This is a genomic window from Labilibaculum euxinicum (assembly GCF_009795715.1).
GTDB classification, from domain to species: domain Bacteria; phylum Bacteroidota; class Bacteroidia; order Bacteroidales; family Marinifilaceae; genus Labilibaculum; species Labilibaculum euxinus.
In genome coordinates this window covers 20,675-40,902 of sequence record NZ_WTCR01000015.1, presented here as the reverse complement: position 1 = coordinate 40,902, position 20,228 = coordinate 20,675, and the positions used below count along the sequence as shown (strand labels likewise).

Here is a 20,228-nt window from a genome sequence, read left to right as displayed (position 1 = left end):
AAGACTTGCTTTGGGTCTTGGAAGCACTGGCTGGTGTCTTGGAAATATTTTTGGCTTGTCTTGGAAGCATAGGCTAGTGTCTTGGAAGATTTTTAGCTTGTCTTGGAAGAGTTGCTTTCTGTCTTGGAATGTCTTCTCCTGAAATAGCTTGACAGATTATTACTTAATTTATGATAGTAGTATTGTTCTTTGTCTTCTCCTGCATTATTTTTTGAACTGCTACATTTGTAATAATGCGACTCAAAACTACTTTGTAAGTAAGAGAAGCGAATGGAATAAGAATTTGTGTCATTGAGATTATTATGTCTTGCTTATCATTACGAGCAGATTACGACAAGTAGACTTATATCAACAGATATTACAGACTATATATCATCTGTCATAGAATTGTCATTCTAAATTGGTAAATTTAGAGTTCTTCCAAAACTCTCTTTTATGACTCCAAAAATAAAAATCGTAGTTACTGATTTAGACGGCACTTTGCTTCCTTCGCTGGGTAGTATCAGCAAAAAAAATTACGACACTCTTTACAAGCTAAAAGAACAAGAAATTATTAGAGTAATTGCCACAGGAAGAACCCTTTACTCAGCTTTGGCAGTATTGCCTGAAGATTTTCCGATTGATTACCTCATTTTTTCGTCGGGAGCGGGAATAATGCAGTGGAATACGAAAGAACTCATCTACTCACAACAGATTGAAGCAGAAGAAGTATTTGAATTAGCTAAGATTTTAATCGATCACGAAATTGATTTTATGATTCAGGATCCTATTCCTTTAAATCATCAATTTTGGTATTATCAAAGCGGAAATAAAAATTTAGATTTTGACCGAAGGCTGGCACTTTACAAGCAATTTGCAACACCTGTGGGTAAACTGGAAGATACCAAACGGGATGCCTGTCAGATTTTGGCTATTTTGCCCAATAAAGTAGATTGGTTTGAGGAATTAAAGGCAAAATTTACGGATATTAAAATCATTCGGGCAACATCGCCACTCGATCATGAATCTATTTGGATGGAGATTTTTCCCGAGCACATTTCGAAAGGGCGTGGATGCCAATGGCTTTGCAGCAAATTACAAATTAAAGCAAGCGAATCGATTGCCATAGGGAATGATTACAATGATCTTGATCTGCTGGATTGGGGTGAACACAGTTTTGTGGTAGCCAATGCGCCCAAAGAACTTCGGTTAAAATATCAGGTAACTGATAGTGTTACTGATGATGGTTTTTCCAAAGCTGTAGAATGTACACTCGGGGAAAAAACTACATCGCAGCAAGCAGCAAATCGATGTCTTTAGCCAAAATACCAAACGAATCGCCCAAGCGACGATTGGTTAGAATTCCTCTGTAAATATACGTTCCATGCCGCAAGCCAACATCATGTTTAATAAACTGATGCACGCCTCCGTTGTTTCCAATTTGCAATAACAATGGCGAGCAGATATTGCTTAAGGCAAGAGAAGCCGTTCTGGCTACATGGGAAGGTACGTTGGGAACACAATAATGCAAAACACCAAACTTTTTAAATACCGGATCTTTATGTGTGGTCATCATTGAGGTTTCGAAACAACCACCCTGATCGATACTCAGATCGATAATGATAGATCCCGGCTTCATTTTTGAAACCATATCTTCGGTAACAATAAAACCGCTTACATTTTTTTCGTAACGTAATGCACCAATTACGACATCGGCCGAGGCCAAGGCTTTTTCCAAAACATGAGGATGAAAAATTGATGTGAATACACGATGTCCCAAATGATCTTCCAATCTGCGCAGTCGATAAATTGAATCGTCGAACACTTTAACCATCGCACCCAATCCTGTGGCAGATCTTGTGGCATATTCAGCAGCTGTTCCTGCACCCAAAACAATCACTTCGGTTGGCGTAATTCCGGTAATTCCTCCCAGCATAACCCCTTTTCCTCCATGAGCCTTGCTTAAATATTCACCGGCAATCATTACAGCAGAAATCCCGGCAATCTCGGACATGGAACGAACAACCGGGAAAAAATCATTCTCATCCTTCACCAATTCCAGAGCAATAGCCGTCACTTTTTTTTGCATTAATTTGCGAATGTTCTCTCCACACTGACTTTTAATTTGAAGAGCAGAAAACAGAATCTGATTTCCCCGAAGCATATCAATTTCTGAAGACGACAAGGGTGAAACCTGAATGATCACATCACATTGATAAATCTCACTTTTATTACTGACTATCTGCGCTCCGTTTTCGCTGTATTCCTTATCGGTATAATTGGATGCCAGTCCTGCACCACGTTCAATCATAACATCGTGGCCATTGTTCACCAGAACTTCTACAGACTGAGGAGTTAAACAAATACGGTTTTCACCTTTACCTTCCTCTCTTGGGATACCAATGGCTAATTGTTTACGTCGACGTTCAACTTCCAACATTTCTTCTTTAGGCTGGTAAAATTTCTGCCCAATCGGAAAATTCCTCGATCTTTCACTTAGTGGCGCCATATAAAAATTGTAATATTAAAGAAGATTATAACAAGTATAATGAATCTACAATTTAAACAATTTTTTACTATTATGCATATTCCTAATTACCGAATGGTAATTGACCGACTGCCATCCTCTTCTTCCTTAAAAAGAACCTCTACTGTATCGTTAGGCAAAATAGATTCAATTTTTTCGGGCCACTCGATAAAACACATTGCGTTACCGTAAAAATAATCCTCATAACCAAAATCATAAGCCTCTTTTACATCCTCAATCCGATAGAAATCGAAATGGTAAATAATGTCATCTTTCGGTGTATGATATTCGTTCACAATAGAAAACGTAGGACTATTGATGGTATCCTCAACGCCCATTTCATCACAAATTGCTTTTACAAAGGTGGTTTTTCCAACACCCATTGCTCCATAAAGAGCAAATACACGCTTTTTTCCCACTAAGGAAAGAAATTCTTTTGCTGCTGCATTAATCTCTTTCAGCGAGTTAATTTTTAATACACTCATTTTCGAAAACAATTGAAATCTAACTTCTAGCGCGGATTTAGTGTTATTAACGGAACTAAAATTTCCTCGAGCGAAATTCCTCCATGCTGAAAAGTATTTCGGTAATAGGAACTGTAGTAGTTAAAGTTATTTGGGTAAGCCAAAAAATCCTCGCCAAATGCAAAGATATAAGAAGAACTTACATTTACCTGAGGCAGAAGTGCTTTTCGTGGATCGGTCACCTCAAAAACATGCTTTGGATTGTAGTTTAGGTTCTTACCCATTTTATACCGCAAATTGGTATTTGTTTGTCTGTCGCCAATCACCTTTACCGCATTTTGAACCCGAATGGAACCATGATCGGTTGTAATAATCAGCTTTACATTCTTTTCGGCCAGCTTCTTAATTAATTCCAACAACATGGAGTGTTCGAACCAGGAAAGAGTCAAAGAGCGATATGCAGACTCATCGGGAGCCAAATCACGAATCATATCACTTTCGGTGCGGGCATGCGAGAGCATATCCACAAAATTATAGACAAAAACACTCAACTGAGATTCCAGAATGGAGCTGATATTCTCCATTACTTTGGCACCCATTTTTTCGTTATTGATTTTCTCGTAATGGTAGCTTACATCCTTGTAATCGCGTTTAAACTGAAATCCGATAAACTCCTCTTCGTGAATGTTCTTACTTGATTCTTCATCCTCGTGAATCCAGTGACCGGGATGTTTCTTTTGAATGTCCAAAGGCATTAAGCCTGAAAACATTGAATTTCGGGCATACTGAGTTGCCGTTGGTAAAATGGAATAATACATTTCATCATCCACCACCGAATAGTAATTGTTAATTACAGGATATAAGGTTTGCCACTGATCGTAGCGCAGGTTATCAATGAGAATAAAAGCTACCTTTTGTCCCTTATCAAGCAAAGGATAAACCTTTTCTTTAAACACAGCGGGAGTTAGTAACGGTTTATCCGTATTGCCAGGCTCCAACCACTCCAAATAATTCTTTTTTATAAAACGGGCAAACAAATTATTGGCTTCATTCTTCTGCATGCGAAGAATTTCATCCATCCCCGATTCTTCAATATTGGCAAGTTCCAATTCCCAGAACACCAGCTTCCGATACATTTTCATCCAATCGGTGAAATCGCGGCAATCGTTGATCTCCATTCCCAATTGTCCGAACCGCGACTGATAAGCGATCGTTGTTTTTTCCGAAACCAATCTTTTTTTATCGATGTGCTTCTTAATAGTAAGTAATATCTGGTTCGGATTTACTGGTTTTATCAGGTAATCAGAAATTTGTTTTCCAATTGCCTCATCCATAATGTCCTCTTCCTCACTCTTGGTAATCATGACAACCGGCAGCGCCGAATCGATGGATTTAATTTCACCTAAAGCTTCCAAACCACTCATGCCAGGCATGTTTTCATCCAGTAAAACCAAATCGAAATGATCCTCGCGAACCATATCTATTGCATCATAAGCGTTATTGCATGATTTTACATTGTATCCTTTTCCTTCTAAAAAAATAATGTGAGGCTTCAACAGCTCAATCTCATCATCCACCCAAAGTATCGTAATATCTTTCACAAACGTTCATTTTTAGTTCAACCGGGAAATAACCAGGCTTAGTACTAGAGGTAACGAAATATGGAACCTTTTATTTCGCAGAGTTTACTTAAGGTACCACTTTTTAAAGAATTCCAGGTAAATAGCAGGATCGCCATCCTTCATGAAAACATCTAAATTTTCATCAGAAATAACAAAGTTTCGGTAATTAACTTTCTCAACGGGTTCAAAAAGCATACGATTCGTGACAATTGCCCTGAAATACATCATGGCCTGCTTTTTATTACGCATATTGGTAACTAAAAGAATTTCCCGATTCTCATCCAAAGCACGAACTTCTACTTTTAAACTTTTTGTATTGTATTTCTTAATTCCGTTTACGAGTTGTTTTTTATTTACATTATCTGTAGAATAAACCAATGCAAAATAGTGCGGCACTTCTTCTTTGTAGGTATATATCCCTTCCTGAACTAATTTCTCTTTTGGTTTAACCACCTCGGTTTTTTCATCATTCAGGTAGTTTTCTTTAAAAAAATCAAGATACGGGAACAAGGTTTTACTAATGTAGAATTTATTAAAATTCTCTTCGGAGATCACAAAGTTTCGATATTCTACATTTGCCAGTTGTGCATACACCGACTCATCTTTTATCAGATTCCTAAAATAACTCATTGCCTCGGCCTTGGAGCCAACATTATTCACAACAATCATATTTAAATCATCATCGTACTGATCTCTTAATACGGTAAAATCTTTGTCATGATTAAAAATATCAGTCCTTAATTTGCCAATATTTACTTTTCGTGCCGGTACCAAAAGAATAAACTTATGATTGTCGTTGGCATTAACTGCAAACTTTGTTGAATCCAAATTCGAATTCACAGAAACCAATTTATCATTCCGCCTAACAGTTGTTTTTCTGTCTGTTCTGCTGATATTAAAATAGCTCTTGGTATAAAAATCCAGATAACCTTCAACATCCTGATTCTTCTTAAAGACGTTAAAATTAGAGACAGAAATCACAAAATTCCGATAATCCACATTCTCTAAACCTGCAAAAGCATTATCATTCGTGATAACTCCATTAAAATAATTCAAAGCATCTTCTTTATTCTCAAGACCTTTCACCATAATCATGATCTGCTCTTTGTTTAAAGAGAGTCTATCTACTTTAAATACGCGGCTATTGTATGCCTCTGAATTGTATTTGGCAATATTAAACAGCATTCGGTTAGGATCAGCATCCTTCTTATCAAACAGCAATATAAAGTAATGCTCTTCTGTTTCAGCAAATTTATAAATCGGCTTTTCTTTTACTTCTTTCTCTTTTCGGGCAAGAGTAACAACAGCCTGATCACCTTCAATCCGCCAATTTCTAAGCAAACGATTTTGCCGGGCCTGTTCCATATCCAATTCGGTATACGGCATCGGAACGGCACCATCATCAAGTCCTTTTAAAATGGCTTTGGCAGTATTCGCTATTTCGGGTGTAGGTTTCGACTCAAGCAACTGATCCAATGATTGTCTAAACTGTGATACACTTTTTGTTCTTCCGATGCACAAGGCCCGTAAAAATAAAAAACGTGGGCGTAATTCACTTTCCGGATATCTCAACAAACCTTCGTTACAGCTTTTTATAACTCTTAGGTAGTAGAAATTCTGATAGTCCTCATAGGCTGCAGCATACAATTGGTTCGCCTTTTGACCTTCCGCTTCAATTTTAGCAAAGAAATTAGGATCGCTAAGCGCTTTGGCGTAATCACTTCCCTTAAACTCCGTTAAAATCCTATTCTTATAAACATCAGCTTTCGAAGAATTTCCAATCTCCTTATTTAATGAATAAATATGGTAGTATGCTGATAACAGATATGGATTATCCGGAAATCTCTGAATGAGTATTTCCATTGTCTCCAAAGCCTTTTCAGGATTATTCAATTTTTCCTCATACACCAATGCGGCCTGATACAAACCCAACATGATTCGTTCATTGGACTTTTCCATTCCCCCTTTTGTAACCGGCAAATCAACCAGGTAATAATCTTTCGATTTAGGATCCTTTTTAAGTGATGGATCCACTGAATCGGTTCCTGTATTATCTTCTAATGCAAGTTCAACATCCTCAATACTAAAAGTCGATTTATTTTTCCTTCTCCAGTTATCTTCCAATTTTCGTCGTCCCCACTTTCGCTGGAAATCTGATTTGCCCAGACCAATATTGGTAGGATTATAGAAATACCAGTTGCCTTGACTTGCAGTGGCTCTATTGGAGTTTCCCAACATATTATTCTGACTAAAAAAGGCTCTGTTGGAAACCGCTTCTGCTTCTTTTTGCTTTCGTTCTCTTTCCTTATCGTTGATTTTCTGAATGATTCCCTGAATCAATTTGTCTCTATCAGCAGAACTCATGGAAGCCACCCGCTGCAGACTATCTTCTCTTTCAACCAAATTAAGATTGTTCACCAATTCGGTCAAATTTCCTATTCGAACTGATATTTCAGAATAATTGGGATAATCTTTGCCCAGATATGTCATGGAACTATCATAACACATTTGAGACTTTGGATAATTCAGATCTTCAAAATAGTAATCTCCTAATTTTAAGAATGATATTGCCTTCTGATTTTCATTATAAACAGTTCGTTTCGTTGATTCCCAATAGTTTGAAACCGCAGCATCCATATTTCCGTCCTTCACGTCCATTTCCGCAAGAGCGTAGTAAATCTGATCCTGATATTCTGTATTCTTTTCATCGCGAAGCATTTTTCGCAAACTCTTACGGATTTCTTCGCCATTCTCATTTCCAGTGTATGACAATGCACTGCTGATTTTGGCATTAAATGTCATCTCATAAGATGCATTTAAGTCAATCAGTTTTTGCAAAGTACGCAGCGAAGCATCGGCATCCCCCAACTTTTGATAAAGCTGTGCAGTTAAATAGTAGTATCTTGCTTTTTTAGATTTAGAACCTACAAGAATAATTGCTCTTCCCAGTTCGTCAATTGCACTTTCATACTTTTTTTGCTGAATTGCAGTACTTGCACGCAAAGTTGATATGTGAAGAATAAAATCTTTAGGAAGTTTAGGATCATTGGTTAATCGGTCAAGAATTTCATTTCCCGCTATCAACTCACCTCTATCAATTAAACTACGGGCCAAACCCAGTTTTGCTTCCGGAATTAAATCCGATTCAGGATATTCCTTTAAAATAAACTCAAATGCCTTTTCAGATACATAGTGCTCTCCCTTGTAGAATTTTGCTTTCCCAATTAGCAGGTAACAATCATCTATCCAATCATTGTATTCCTTCTTTTTTCTAAACTCTTTGTATTTCTCCGATTGATTGCCTTTTTTACGTTTAGGATTGCGCGTAATCGAATGTATTTTTATGGCCTTGGCTGCCTTCTCGAGGGCTCTGTCCATATCGGAAAAAGACAATGCTCTGGCAGTTGGATCCTGATACTCAAAAACAGGAAGAAGCAAAGAATAATTCTCGGTAATTCCGTCTTCAATTTTCTTTTCACCTTTCTTCAGGCTTTCTTTCCCATTAAAATAAACATTGTAATGTGTGGTTAATGCATGATATTGTCTGCTTACAAATGTGTTTTTCTGATTGGAACAACCAAACACAAAAAGTAAACAACAAACTCCAACATACGCTTTTTGAAAAAATTTACTAGCCAAGACTCATCGTTTTGTTAGATAACCGTTAAAATTGAGAAATTAGTATACAAAGGAACAATAAAAAGTAAAATTTCATTTACAACTTCTTCATAAACCATATGAATCAAACAGTTAATCTAAATCTGATTATAAATAGTAATACTCTCGAAAATTATTAAAACTTTCTGAATATAAGCTTATTTAAGCGAAAATAAAAAAGGAGCATCAAATGCTCCCTTTTAAATCATAATATCTAATACTTTACCGAGTAATTTCTACACGCTTTGTTGGGTCTTTGTCTGCGTTTCTTTGATCAACAACTGACATCAGTTTTGCAGCCAAATCGGCGAAAGCCATACCCGTAACTGTATCTGTATTAACAGCAGCCGGAGTTCCGTTGTCGCCACCCTCTCTAATACTCTGCACCAATGGAATTTGTCCCAATAAATCAATGCCTTTTTCTTCCGCAAGATTTTTACAACCATCTTTACCAAAAATGTAGTATTTATTCTCTGGCAATTCAGCAGGAGTAAACCAAGCCATATTTTCAACCATTCCCAAAACAGGAACATTCACACCCGCTCCTTCGAACATGCTGATTGCTTTAACTGCATCAGCCAAAGCTACTTCCTGAGGTGTACTAACAATAACAGCACCTGTAACCGGAACTGTTTGAACCAAAGTTAGGTGAATATCACTTGTTCCCGGTGGCAAATCGATCAATACAAAATCAAGCTCGCCCCAGTTTCCTTCTTCAATCATTTGTTTTAATGCATTCGAAGCCATTGGTCCGCGCCAAACGGTTGCCTGAGCAGGATCTACAAAGAATCCGATCGACAACATTTTCACGCCAAATTTTTCATGAGGCTCAATTCTGTCTTTGTCGTCAATCTTAATTAAACTCGGACGTGCTGCTTCAGAACCAAACATTTTAGGAACTGAAGGACCAAAAATATCTGCATCAATCAAACCAACCTTAGCACCGGCATTGGCCAAAGCTACAGCCAAATTTGAAGCTACCGTTGATTTTCCAACGCCACCTTTACCGGAAGCAATTGCAATGATATTTTTCACGTTGGGAAGAACTCCAGGCTCATCAACAATATGAACCGCTTTCACCTTGATGTTTCCTTTAATTTCAGCCTCTTTATCAACAAATTTCAAAATGGCAGAAACACAAAGTTTTTTTAAGGTAATAATATTTGGATCGTCTGATTTTTGGAAAACCAGATCAAAACCAATTTTTTTTCCTTCAATTTTAATGTTACGAACCATATCCAGGGCCATGATATCCTTATCGGAACCTGGAAACTTTACCAATCGCAAAGCATCCGTAACCTGTTTTTGAGTATAACTCATGATATAATAAATTTTAAGTCTTTGAATTATTTAAAGAATACGTACAAATGTATGTATTTAGATTCTATTTAAATAGTTATCCCGCCGAGTTCTTTGAATGGATCCCAAAAAACACGATCAAAATTTTGTATTTGATCGTCGATAACCACAATGCCTTCACTTTCCAAAAGTTCCTGCATTACATTTTCACCCGGAAAGTGATGTTTTCCTGACAGCATTCCCAATCGGTTCACCACCCGATGTGCGGGCGTGTATTCTTTGTGAGCATGACACTGGTTCATAGCCCAACCTACCATTCTCGATCCTCGCGGAGAACCAACAAATCGGGCAATTGCTCCATAACTGGTTGCTCGTCCTGTGGGAATTAACCGCACTACATCGTAAATTCGGGAATACAAATCAGACATTAGCTATTCTTTTTTCTCCCTGCCAAAGCTTCGGTACCAATCCAATTCAATTTCTACATCAGGTTCAATAAACCCGGTTTTACCCTCAAGCATAAATTTATGATACTTAATCGGAATTCCCCGATTCAAAAATTGCTGCTCGTAAAAAGTTCTAATAGAGAGAATTTCATCAGCTTTGCCGGAATGATACAAATCGTTGGTATCAACAAGAACTTTTAGATTGTTTTCCTTGATAACATATTTAGTGTATTCATACAAAAAGTTACTATCCGTTTTTAAATGAACAATTCCCTCTTTAGAAAGAAGATTACTATACAACTTTAAAAACCTGGTTCCTGTCAATCTCTTGCCAACTTTTTTCATTTGAGGATCAGGAAAAGTAATCCAAATTTCGGCAATTTCTCCTGCTTCAAAAATAGATTGAAGCAACTCTGCATAGGTTCTGATGAAAGCAACATTACTTAAACCAGTATCGAGAGCTTCTTTTGCACCACAATAGATACGGGCTCCCTTTATGTCTATTCCAATGAAATTTTTATTTGGAAATTGTTTTGCCAAACCAACCGTATACTCACCCTTTCCACAACCAACTTCAAGAACTATAGGATTATCATTCTTAAACACATCCTTGTTCCACTTTCCCTTAAATTGATAGTTCGTTTCCCAAACTTCGTTGTGGGTTGGTTGAAAAACATTATCAAAAGACTTCATTTCAGCAAAGCGCTGTAATTTATTTTTTCCCACTTTTAAAACCTCTTATATTATCTATTTTTCCTTCTCAATACGAATTCCAACATTCGCAATTCCCTTCAATTTCAGGTCGTACATGCCCTGAGTAATTTCAAACACATATTTTCCCGATTTTGGAAAAACTACTTTTTGCTTAAATGGAACCTGTAAATCAAAAATATCACCAAACCCGCTTCCATACCAATCGCCGGTTTCATCGGCTAACTCAATTTCAACTTTCTCTTCTTCAATCTCATTATCAGGTGATATTACTTTCACAAACACCCACAAATTACTGTAGGCATAATCTCCGGAATTGCGCAGATTGATGAAAATATTATTCGCCTGAACCGTATCTGATATTTCCACTTCAAAACGAAGAATATTATCCTGATTCCATTCAAAATCAGGAATATTCTCATACTGTTCGTACACTCTGTTAGAATCACAGGAAAGTACTAAGACTCCCAGTAATAATGTGCAAAGAACCCTCAACATCTTCATGATTAGGACGGATTATTTTTTCGTGGTTTACGTCGGAATTTACGCTTTGGTTTTTTCGCTGCCGGTTTTTCCACCGAATCGAAACGATTCAAACTATCCTGACCAACTACATTTTCGTATTCCAAAGTTTTCTTAGGCTCTGCAACAAATTCTGTTACCAGTTTATTGACCTTAATGCCTTTTTTATTCTGTTTGATAATATCCTTAACGGTATCTACCGAAAGCTGAACCATATTCATGGTGTTGTATTTATCATACGAATACCACATCAGCCTCTTAAAAATATCTGTCTTCTGATGATAAGCTGTACCATCTTTTGTTTCCAACGGAATATTTGTATTCGGAAAATCTTTTTGAGCATCGATGTAACAATCCAATTCGAAATTCAAACAACATTTAAGCTTACCACATTGACCGGCTAATTTCTGTGGATTCAATGAAATCTCCTGATAACGAGCAGCATTTGTAGTTACCGACACAAAATTAGTAATCCAGGTTGAGCAGCAAAGTTCTCTTCCGCAAGGACCAATACCTCCAATTCTTCCGGCCTCCTGCCTTGCACCAATCTGACGCATCTCAATCCGAATTTTAAACTGTTCGGCAAGCACTTTAATCAATTGACGAAAATCAACCCGATCATCAGCGATGTAGTAAAAAATTGCTTTGGTTTTATCGCCCTGATATTCTACATCACCAATCTTCATATTGAGTTTTAGTTCTGCAGACAGCTGGCGGGCCTTAATCATTGTTTTGTGTTCCAGCGCAATGGCCTCATGCCATTTTTCAATATCCACCGGCTTAGCCTTACGGTATATTTTTTTCGCCTCGTATGTTTTCGGATTCAGTTTCTGCTTTCGCATTTGCTCTACAACCAAATCTCCTGTTAGTGTAACAATTCCTATATCGTGTCCCGGTGATGCCTCTAAAGCAACAACATCGCCTCTTTGCAGTCTTAATTGATTCGAGTTTGAGAAGAATCCCTTTCGGGTATTTTTAAATTTTACTTCAACGATATCCGGACATAACACACTCTCAGGAACATCACTCAACCAATCATAAACATCTAGTTTTCCATACAGAAGTCTATCATCCTTTTTATTGGAAGCACAACCTCCGCACTTCCCTTTTGGTTCCTTATTTTCTGTCATATGTATATTGATTATTAGTCGGTAACCGACCGCAAAAATAATGATTTTAATTTATAAACTTTTAAAGATACTAATTCGCCGAATTAATAGCCTCTTATGGCCTTAATAATTTAACCAGTTTCAAGCTTAGATCTAGAAAAACAATTTTAGCATTGGCATTTCTGCCGATATCCGAATGAGCTTTTGAAAGCTCATCAGCAAGAATCCATACATTTTCCTCATTAATGAAAGGCGAAAACCGTTGAGAAAAATTCATTTCCTCGCCATTCAAAAATACCATTTCAGGCTTTTTTAAATTTAAAATGAAATTCTCGCGCACCATACGAACGCAATAGTTTAAAAAACTCTTTTGACGTTCGCGGCCAATCCCTGCAATTTGCTCCGACCAATCCATTATTTCCAACACCTTACGCGCATAGCTCAATCGCATAATAGCAACAAAATTCTCGAAATTAAAAGCGTTTTCATCTGAATTCTGAATCAATATCCGGGCTTTACGATAGCTGCCGCCAGCCAAACGAACCACATTGCTTAACTCGGTTCCCGATAAATTAAATTCGGATGTAAGCGCCTGCGATAAATCTCTGGATTCAATTTTTGGAACTTTTACAATCTGTGTTCTGGAAAGTATTGTCTGAAGAATTTTTTCCGGCTCTTCCGAAACCATTAAAAACAATGTTTTCTTTGGCGGTTCTTCGATCATTTTAAGCAATTTGTTGGCACAGGACCGATGCATCTTTTCCGGCAGCCAAATCACCATTATTTTGTAATCAGACTCGTAAGTCTTCAGATTTAACTTGCGGATAATTTCATTACTCTCCGAAGAATATATTAAGCCCTGAGAATTATCTACCCCCAGAGTTTGGTACCATTCGCCCAAATCAAAATACGGATCATTTTCAATTTGAGATCGCCAGCTGCCAATAAAATTATCGCTCACCGGATTCGTAAAACCTTTACCGGTTACTACCGGGAACACAAAATGTAAATCGGGATGAATTAACTTCTGGTATTTTTTGCATGATGAACAAACACCACATGAATCATTCTCCTTTTGATCCAAACAAGACACATATTGCGCAAAAGCAATTGCTAAAGGTAATTTTCCAACTCCGGCCGGTCCAACCAATAGCTGAGCGTGACTAATTCTATTTTCTTTTACTGTTTGTATGAACTGACTCTTTACCGATTCAAGTCCAATTATATCTTTGAATTGCATGAAATTAATTTCGATTCTGTTACAGGCATCCTAATGTTACCAATCACTTAACATTGATTTCCGAGCGATCACTAAAATGCAAAATTAGCTGCAAAAACTCATTAGGCTACCCAAAGTTAAAAAAATATCAGAGTGCTTTGCTAAAAGTAATCATCTTGCAATTAAGAAGTCTCCAAATCTGACGTTTTAGCTCCTATTATTCAAATTTATTTTTTTATGCAATCGTTTCAAAACTAATGCCTCATAACATCTAACCCACTGCATTAATTACAGATACAATAGTTTCCCCTATCTTTTTTGCACTCATTTGCAGAAAAAGCTACCTTTGGATACACGAAAAAAAAACTAAAGACAATTATATCATGCAAAGTATTGACACTTACAATTTTTCAGGTAAAAAGGCTATTATCCGAGTAGATTTCAATGTGCCTTTGAACGAGCAATTCGAAATTACTGACGACACACGAATTCGTGCCGCTCTGCCTACTATCAAAAAAGTATTAGATGGTAATGGTTCTGCTATCCTGATGTCACATCTTGGTCGTCCAAAAGGTGTAGATGAGAAATTTTCATTGAAGCACATTGTTGCTCACCTTACAAAATCGATTGGTGTTGAAGTAAAATTTGCTGATGATTGTATTGGTGAAAGTGCAAAAACTATGGCTGCTAATTTAAAGCCTGGTGAAGTTCTTTTATTGGAGAATCTTCGTTACTACAAAGAAGAAGAAAAAGGTGATGAAGAATTTGCTAAAAAATTAGCTGATTTAGCTGACCTTTGGATCAACGACGCATTTGGAACGGCTCACCGTGCACATGCTTCTACTGCTGTTATCGCTAAATTTTTCCCGGAAGCCAAACTTTTCGGATATGTAATGGAAGGCGAATTATCAAGCGTTGATAAGGTATTGAAAGATACCAAGCATCCGTTAACTGCCATTATGGGAGGAGCTAAGGTTTCTTCAAAAATTGAAATCATCCAAACATTAATGTCAAAAGTTGATCATTTGATTATTGGTGGTGGAATGACTTACACTTTTGTGAAAGCAATGGGTGGAACTATTGGAGACTCATTGGTTGAAGATGATAAATTAGAAATGGCCCGAGAAATTCTTCAGAAAGCAAAAGAGAACAACGTGAAACTTCACCTTGCTTCCGATGCTTTAATTGCTGATGCCTTCTCTAACGACGCTAACACTAAAGTGTGTGATGTAAATGCAATTCCTGAAGGATGGATGGGACTGGATGTTGCTGATGCAACTATCGCCAGCTTCTCAAAAGTAATTGAAGAATCAAAAACTATTCTTTGGAATGGTCCTGTTGGAGTATTCGAAATGGATACTTTCGCCAAAGGAACCAAAGCAATTGCTGATGCAATTGTAACTGCTACCGAAAAAGGAGCTTTCTCGTTAATTGGTGGTGGTGATTCTGTTGCTGCAATCAACAAATACGGTCTTGCTGACAAAGTAAGTTACGTTTCAACCGGTGGCGGTGCTTTACTAGAATACATCGAAGGAAAAGAATTACCAGGTGTAACAGCTATCAGAGGATAATTAAATCCAAAATACTTCCCTTCGGGAAACCAAACGCAGTTCTGTAACGGAGCTGCGTTTTTTTATACAACAATCCCAAACACAGTAATAATCTGTCAAGCTATTTCAGGAGAAGACACTCACTTCCATACTGCCCACGTGAATGGTTTTGCCACCCTTGCTGTTGCGTCCATTGTACGAAACGCTCAATTGAAATAGTTTGCTTAGTTGTTGTTGTGGGATTGTATGTTATCCTTATTTATTTTGAAATATATTAAAATATTCCGCAAATATAAATTTACGATTTCGTTTATATCCAGTTAATTCTGAGAGTATCTCCAAATCGATTAGATCTTTAATTAATCTATTGGCCGTGGATGGTGAGATCTGTAATAGTTCAGAAACTTGTTTTGAATCGATTATTGGTATTTGAAAAAGTTGTTTCATTAGTTGTTGTCCTTTTTCAATTTTACTTCCAAGCTTTGGGAGTTTTTCTGTTTCAATTTTATTTTTAAGTGTAATAATATCTTTAAATACTTGAATTGATCCATTTGAAGTTTCGATGACACCAACTAAGAAAAATTTTATCCATTGTATTAAGTTACTGTTCGTTCGAACTGTCATTAGATTATCGTAATAGTAACCTTTATTCTTTTCAAAAAAGTCAGATAAGTATAAAGATGGTTTCTTTAATACATTGCTGCTCACTAAATAAAGAGTAATGATAAGTCTTCCTAACCTGCCATTTCCATCTAAAAAAGGGTGAATCGTTTCAAATTGGTAATGTGCTATTGCGATTTTAATTAAATGTGGTATGTGATTTTCTTCATCATTCAGAAACTTTTCAAAATCACTCATTAATTCAATTATCTCAGAATGATGAGGAGGAATGAATATGGCATCTTTAAGTGTTGCTCCAATCCAGTTTTGACTGGTTCTGAACTCACCGGGTATTTTGTGTTTTCCGCGAACACCGGATAATATTATTTTATGGGTGTTTTTTATTAATCGGTTAGAAATAGGAAGTTTTTCTAATTCTTTAATAGATGTATTTATTGCTTTTATATAATTCTGAACTTCAGACCAATCATCTCTTTTTTCTGGATTAATGTCTTCCTCTTTAATTAAAGCTTCCTCCATGTTCGTTTTTGTTCCTTCAATCCGACTAGAGGTTGTTGCTTCTTTTAGTATATGCATGCTAATAAAGAAGTCTACATCAGGAATAATTTGGGAAAAGGCATTTAATTCACCAATTAGCCTATTCGCTTCTGCCAAAAGTTTATTTACTTCAGGAGTTGATATTATCCATTCATGGTTAATTTTTTCTGGAGAAAATGATTTGTATTCTATTTGTTTTATGTGTTTACCAGAAATGAAATTACTTAAATCCATATTCTTATTTTTTTGTATATATGCAAATATACAATTTTATATTTTCAAAAAACACAGTAAATGAAAATACAGGATTCTGTGTTTTTATTTTTACACTGAATCTATACTTTTGAGTATAATTTAACCACTACTTTCAATCCTGATTGATAGGTAAAGAAATATCCTCTAAAAATAAGCTCTCACTTCCATACTGCCCACATGAATGGTTTTGCCACCCTCGCTGTTGCGTCCATTGTACGAAACGCTCAATTGAAATAGTTTGCTTAGTTGTTGGTTGTAGCTCAGACTCCAGGTTGTGTTGTTGCCGGGCAAAAATCCTTCGAGCATTTCGTAGGCTATCGAGCTGTTCGAATCGGCATTAAAATCGACTAGTAAATAGTTGACTGTTGCCATTAATTTACCTGTTTTAACCAAAGAATACTGGCAGTCGGCGCCTATGTTGTGTGTGTTCGATTTTTCGGCAGCCAATTTATTCTCCTTGCTGTTGTAGGTGTAGTTCAATCCGAACTGAAAGGCCAGTGTTGGCTGAAACTGAAGCTTTAATTCGTTTTTAATTTCCTGCAAAGAGTAATTTTTATCGGCGAACGATTCATTGTTTAAATTCTTCTCACCAAAATCAGTCCGGTTGCTCAACTGATTTGAATCTCCAATTTTCCATTGAAAACGAAAGCCGTTCTGCATGTATTTTCGGCGTTCGAAACCTTGGGTGAGTAATTGTTTGCCATTGCTGCTTAAATGAATAAGGTCCCAATTGGTTTTCGATTTGGGTTTACGGTACGAAAAGGTATTCTGAAAACTCGAATTGATGGTGATGAGGTTTTCGTTCGCAGCATGAGCCAGAAAAGGATTCGCATACAGATTAAAATCATTTGCCAAACTCTTTTTCGAAATACGGTAGGCAAAGCGGTTGTTGAATCGTTTCAAAAAAGAGACGAACTTCTGTTTCGATTTAATTTGACTCAGTCGCAAATTGAATGTCTGCCGGAATTCGCTGGTAAACACCTTTTGATAATTGTTGGTATTGGTGCCCACACGAATGTAATTGGCCTCGTCTTTAAAACTGGCAACCTCAAATTCGTTAATCTCTTTCACTTCGTTTCCGTTGTAATCCGTCCAGCGATAAATTCCCTGTCCTTCGTTTACCTCAACAAACGAAAATTCTTTTTCGCTTTCCAAACCCGATCCCAGTTCGTAGTAGGTCGAAGTTTGCAGCAATCCTTTTTTAATTCGTGCCTGATGTTCCAGTTTTCCTAAAAAAGTATTTTCGGGCTTTTCGTCGGTGTAGCTGTTGTCCAGAATGGATAGTTTCCGGTAAATCGTTTCTATTTTCAACTGATTTTTCCGGTTTTTCTTCAGCCAGACTTGTGCCCCAAAGTCCTGCGATTCACTTTGTGCCTTCAGGTCATTTGCCTTGGGCAGAAAATCTTTTCTTTTCTGGTAGTAGGTCTGAAATTGATTTTCAGATGAATCACGGTTGGTAATGTATACCTTATAGGAATGAAAAGATGCACTGTTTGCCAACAGATCATGACTGGTTTTATTTTCCCACTGATTGTTTTCGCTTTCGGTTTGCACACCAATTTTGGCAAAGCCTAGTGCATAAGATGTGTTAAGTTGGTGCCGGTAGAATTTGGTTTCAATATTTTCCTGATCGGTAGCCAAAGCATTTCCTGTAAAATTTATTGACAGATTCTTTTTTGAAAACTGTAAACCCAGAGAATGTTTGTTTCCCTGATAATCGCTGTCTTTTTTCAAAACAGAGAATTCGTATCCGGCCTGTCCCCAGTTTTGATTCGAAAAAACGTTGCTAAGCGAATAAAAATTCTCATCAGAATCCGTAAAGTCATTTTGTAAATTCCAGTCCCGTTTAAATTCTGCCGATCGGAATGGCTCAATTTCCGAAAAGTTTTGGTTGATATGGTGAAAACTCAATTTCGTTTTCAGAAGTGTAAGAGTATCCGTAAAGTTGGAATTTTTCTCCAGCGAAAAATCCACAGCAATGCCTTGATTGTCGCCATCGTCAAGTGACGAAAAGGTGTTCAGGTCACGATTGCTAAGCGCAAATTCGAATTTCGAATTCAGCTTTTCAGTCAGGTTTACATCGCCGCCAAAGGAATACAGCTGTTGTTTTTGTGGAGCTATCAATTGAACAACGGGCTCAAATTCTCCTTGCGGAACACCGTTTACCGGATCAATCCATTGGTAAACCCGACCATTGGCAGTACCATTTACTTGCTGATAGTTTCCGTTATTTGCTCCCGTAAAAGAAAAGTTGGCGCGGTAAAGGGCACTGTCGGCATTGGTGGAGTATTGATAAACGTCGTATTCAATGTTCTCAATGCTTCGCTTGATTTTTTTGTACAAAACAAAATCGTTCGAGTAGTCAACTTCTTCAACATTGGGAACCTTGGCTAATTCCAGATTGTCTCCAATAGTACTGAGCAGTAGTTTGTTTTCATCGCTTAACGACTGATCGATAGACTGACTTTTGCTGTCCTGTTCGTGATAAAAATTGAACCAGAATTTTCCTGTTCTGGTTTTCAGCTCATTGCTGTTAAAAAGCAAATACCTCGAATAGTTTTCTTCCGAGTATTCAAATTCGATAATGATTCGGGAGTTTCGGGTGATTGGCTGTTTTGTTGTGAAAGTAAGTTCTGCAGTATTGTAATTAATCATGTAATCGTTTTGTTCTCCTCGGCTCAGGAGCTTTCCATCCACAAAAACTTTTTCGGTTCCTGCCAACACAATAATATAGCTTTCGTTGTTGGCGCCAATCATTCGGTAAGGTCCTTGAATTCCTTCCGAACCTTGCACTTCCATTCTGTTGAATTTGCCCTTTGCAATGGAAGCACTAATGGTCGATCGAAATTCGGTTTTGCTCTTTTTTCCTTTTGCCAGCACACCGGAGAATTTTCCTCCCTGCACTTTTTTATTGAAACGCATGAATTTTCCTGTTGGAGACTGCACCTCATAATCGCCCAAAGTGAGTTCTTTGGTGTCATCGTACAATTGAATGTAGATCCGGTCAAAATCACTAATGGTTTGCGTGTTCCCATCGGGTTGTATCGGGATGTTGTTGTCGGAGATGGCAGCCAAAATACTTACTTCATTGGTTAGTTTTCCCGATAGCTGAAGATTCAGGTTTGAGTTTACTACCACATCCTGATTGTTGCCGTAAGAGATACCGCGGGTATAATTGCCTTGTTTTTCCAGTTGACCGCCCGAAAAGGCTTCTCTCCTTGTATAGTACGGATCAATTGCAAAGGGTTTTGGGCGGTTATTTCCCGATAGCTTTAACTGCGATAAATCCCGGTTGTATCTTGGTTTTGTTATGTTGTAATCGAATACGCGGTATTCTATTTTTACCGATTCGCTTTTTTGTTTCAGTTCCTGCGAAGGAATAAAAGTTCCTTTGCCAACAATAATCTGATACCAATCTTTGTTTACCAGTTCATTTTGCTGATGCACTTTTACGGTTCCCGGCAATATCAACATCGAATCCAATTGAATTGTATCTTGGGTAAGATGTACGATCTTGCTTCTTAAATTGCTTTGAGTTTGACCAAGCATTTTAAAACCAGATAAAATCAGCAATATAAAGACTAATTGGAATCTCAAATGAGTATATCTATTTTAGTAATGGGTTCCGATCTGTAAAAATGAAATCGCTTGGTGTTAAAACGAAATCCTACACCTAAAATTATTAGTTTTGCAGAGAATAAATATAAGGA

General features: G+C 37.2%; 14 protein-coding genes. 2 read left to right on the top strand and 12 right to left on the bottom strand.

The window, feature by feature from the left end:
• The first annotated feature begins 435 nt into the window (after positions 1–435).
• Positions 436–1,299 carry an HAD family hydrolase gene (locus GQR60_RS17210; RefSeq protein WP_124994122.1) on the top strand — a complete coding sequence of 288 codons (864 nt, stop codon included), beginning with the start codon at positions 436–438 and terminating at the stop codon, positions 1,297–1,299.
• Here GQR60_RS17210 and GQR60_RS17205 read toward each other — a convergent pair.
• The 10 genes from GQR60_RS17205 to GQR60_RS17160 all read right to left on the bottom strand — a co-directional run bounded on the left by GQR60_RS17205 (position 1,265) and on the right by GQR60_RS17160 (position 13,576).
• A complete protein-coding gene (locus GQR60_RS17205; protein WP_124994121.1) occupies positions 1,265–2,488 on the bottom strand; it encodes an alanine dehydrogenase in 1,224 nt (407 codons plus the stop codon). The genes GQR60_RS17210 and GQR60_RS17205 overlap by 35 nt on opposite strands.
• Before the next feature lie 86 nt (positions 2,489–2,574).
• The gene (gene tsaE / locus GQR60_RS17200) at positions 2,575–2,991 is read right to left on the bottom strand and encodes a tRNA (adenosine(37)-N6)-threonylcarbamoyltransferase complex ATPase subunit type 1 TsaE (protein ID WP_124994120.1); all 417 of its coding nucleotides are present in this window, start codon (positions 2,989–2,991) and stop codon (positions 2,575–2,577) included.
• Positions 2,992–3,017: 26 nt separating this feature from the next.
• The gene (porX, locus tag GQR60_RS17195) at positions 3,018–4,571 is read right to left on the bottom strand and encodes a T9SS response regulator signal transducer PorX (protein WP_124994119.1); all 1,554 of its coding nucleotides are present in this window, start codon (positions 4,569–4,571) and stop codon (positions 3,018–3,020) included.
• Between the two features lie 84 nt (positions 4,572–4,655).
• Entirely contained in the window at positions 4,656–8,231 is a 3,576-nt protein-coding gene (gene porW / locus GQR60_RS17190; RefSeq protein ID WP_124994118.1) for a type IX secretion system periplasmic lipoprotein PorW/SprE, read from the bottom strand.
• Between the two features lie 240 nt (positions 8,232–8,471).
• Positions 8,472–9,569: an Mrp/NBP35 family ATP-binding protein gene (locus GQR60_RS17185; protein ID WP_124994117.1), complete on the bottom strand. Its 1,098-nt coding sequence runs from the start codon at positions 9,567–9,569 to the stop codon at positions 8,472–8,474.
• 68 nt (positions 9,570–9,637) lie between these two features.
• Positions 9,638–9,976, bottom strand: a complete 339-nt coding sequence (locus GQR60_RS17180) for an MGMT family protein (protein WP_124994116.1) — start codon at positions 9,974–9,976, stop codon at positions 9,638–9,640.
• A 3-nt stretch (positions 9,977–9,979) separates the two neighbouring features.
• On the bottom strand, positions 9,980–10,720 hold the full coding sequence (trmB, locus tag GQR60_RS17175) for a tRNA (guanosine(46)-N7)-methyltransferase TrmB (RefSeq protein WP_124994115.1): 741 nt from the start codon (positions 10,718–10,720) through the stop codon (positions 9,980–9,982).
• A gap of 21 nt (positions 10,721–10,741) precedes the next feature.
• Entirely contained in the window at positions 10,742–11,209 is a 468-nt protein-coding gene (locus GQR60_RS17170) for a gliding motility lipoprotein GldH (RefSeq protein ID WP_124994114.1), read from the bottom strand.
• Between the two features lie 2 nt (positions 11,210–11,211).
• On the bottom strand, positions 11,212–12,357 hold the full coding sequence (locus GQR60_RS17165) for a PSP1 domain-containing protein (RefSeq protein WP_124994113.1): 1,146 nt from the start codon (positions 12,355–12,357) through the stop codon (positions 11,212–11,214).
• Positions 12,358–12,451: 94 nt separating this feature from the next.
• Positions 12,452–13,576, bottom strand: a complete 1,125-nt coding sequence (locus tag GQR60_RS17160; protein ID WP_124994112.1) for a DNA polymerase III subunit — start codon at positions 13,574–13,576, stop codon at positions 12,452–12,454.
• A 362-nt stretch (positions 13,577–13,938) separates the two neighbouring features.
• Between GQR60_RS17160 and GQR60_RS17155 the strand changes: the two genes are divergently transcribed.
• Complete coding sequence (locus tag GQR60_RS17155) at positions 13,939–15,126, top strand: phosphoglycerate kinase (RefSeq protein WP_101310533.1); 1,188 nt, start codon at positions 13,939–13,941, stop codon at positions 15,124–15,126.
• 234 nt (positions 15,127–15,360) lie between these two features.
• Here the strand turns inward: GQR60_RS17155 and GQR60_RS17150 are convergent, their stop codons facing one another.
• Positions 15,361–16,497: a Fic family protein gene (locus GQR60_RS17150; protein WP_124994111.1), complete on the bottom strand. Its 1,137-nt coding sequence runs from the start codon at positions 16,495–16,497 to the stop codon at positions 15,361–15,363.
• 165 nt (positions 16,498–16,662) lie between these two features.
• Positions 16,663–20,115: a hypothetical protein gene (locus GQR60_RS17145; RefSeq protein ID WP_124994110.1), complete on the bottom strand. Its 3,453-nt coding sequence runs from the start codon at positions 20,113–20,115 to the stop codon at positions 16,663–16,665.
• Positions 20,116–20,228 lie beyond the last annotated feature (113 nt).

Excerpts from the sequence above, each read along its gene's own strand:
- GQR60_RS17210 (WP_124994122.1), top strand. The coding sequence starts at position 436 with ATGACTCCAAAAATAAAAATCGTAGTTACTGATTTAGACGGCACTTTG.
- GQR60_RS17205 (WP_124994121.1), bottom strand. The coding sequence starts at position 2,488 with ATGGCGCCACTAAGTGAAAGATCGAGGAATTTTCCGATTGGGCAGAAA.
- tsaE (WP_124994120.1), bottom strand. The coding sequence starts at position 2,991 with ATGAGTGTATTAAAAATTAACTCGCTGAAAGAGATTAATGCAGCAGCA.
- GQR60_RS17185 (WP_124994117.1), bottom strand. The coding sequence starts at position 9,569 with ATGAGTTATACTCAAAAACAGGTTACGGATGCTTTGCGATTGGTAAAG.
- GQR60_RS17180 (WP_124994116.1), bottom strand. The coding sequence starts at position 9,976 with ATGTCTGATTTGTATTCCCGAATTTACGATGTAGTGCGGTTAATTCCC.
- GQR60_RS17170 (WP_124994114.1), bottom strand. The coding sequence starts at position 11,209 with ATGAAGATGTTGAGGGTTCTTTGCACATTATTACTGGGAGTCTTAGTA.
- GQR60_RS17165 (WP_124994113.1), bottom strand. The coding sequence starts at position 12,357 with ATGACAGAAAATAAGGAACCAAAAGGGAAGTGCGGAGGTTGTGCTTCC.
- GQR60_RS17160 (WP_124994112.1), bottom strand. The coding sequence starts at position 13,576 with ATGCAATTCAAAGATATAATTGGACTTGAATCGGTAAAGAGTCAGTTC.
- GQR60_RS17155 (WP_101310533.1), top strand. The coding sequence starts at position 13,939 with ATGCAAAGTATTGACACTTACAATTTTTCAGGTAAAAAGGCTATTATC.
- GQR60_RS17150 (WP_124994111.1), bottom strand. The coding sequence starts at position 16,497 with ATGGATTTAAGTAATTTCATTTCTGGTAAACACATAAAACAAATAGAA.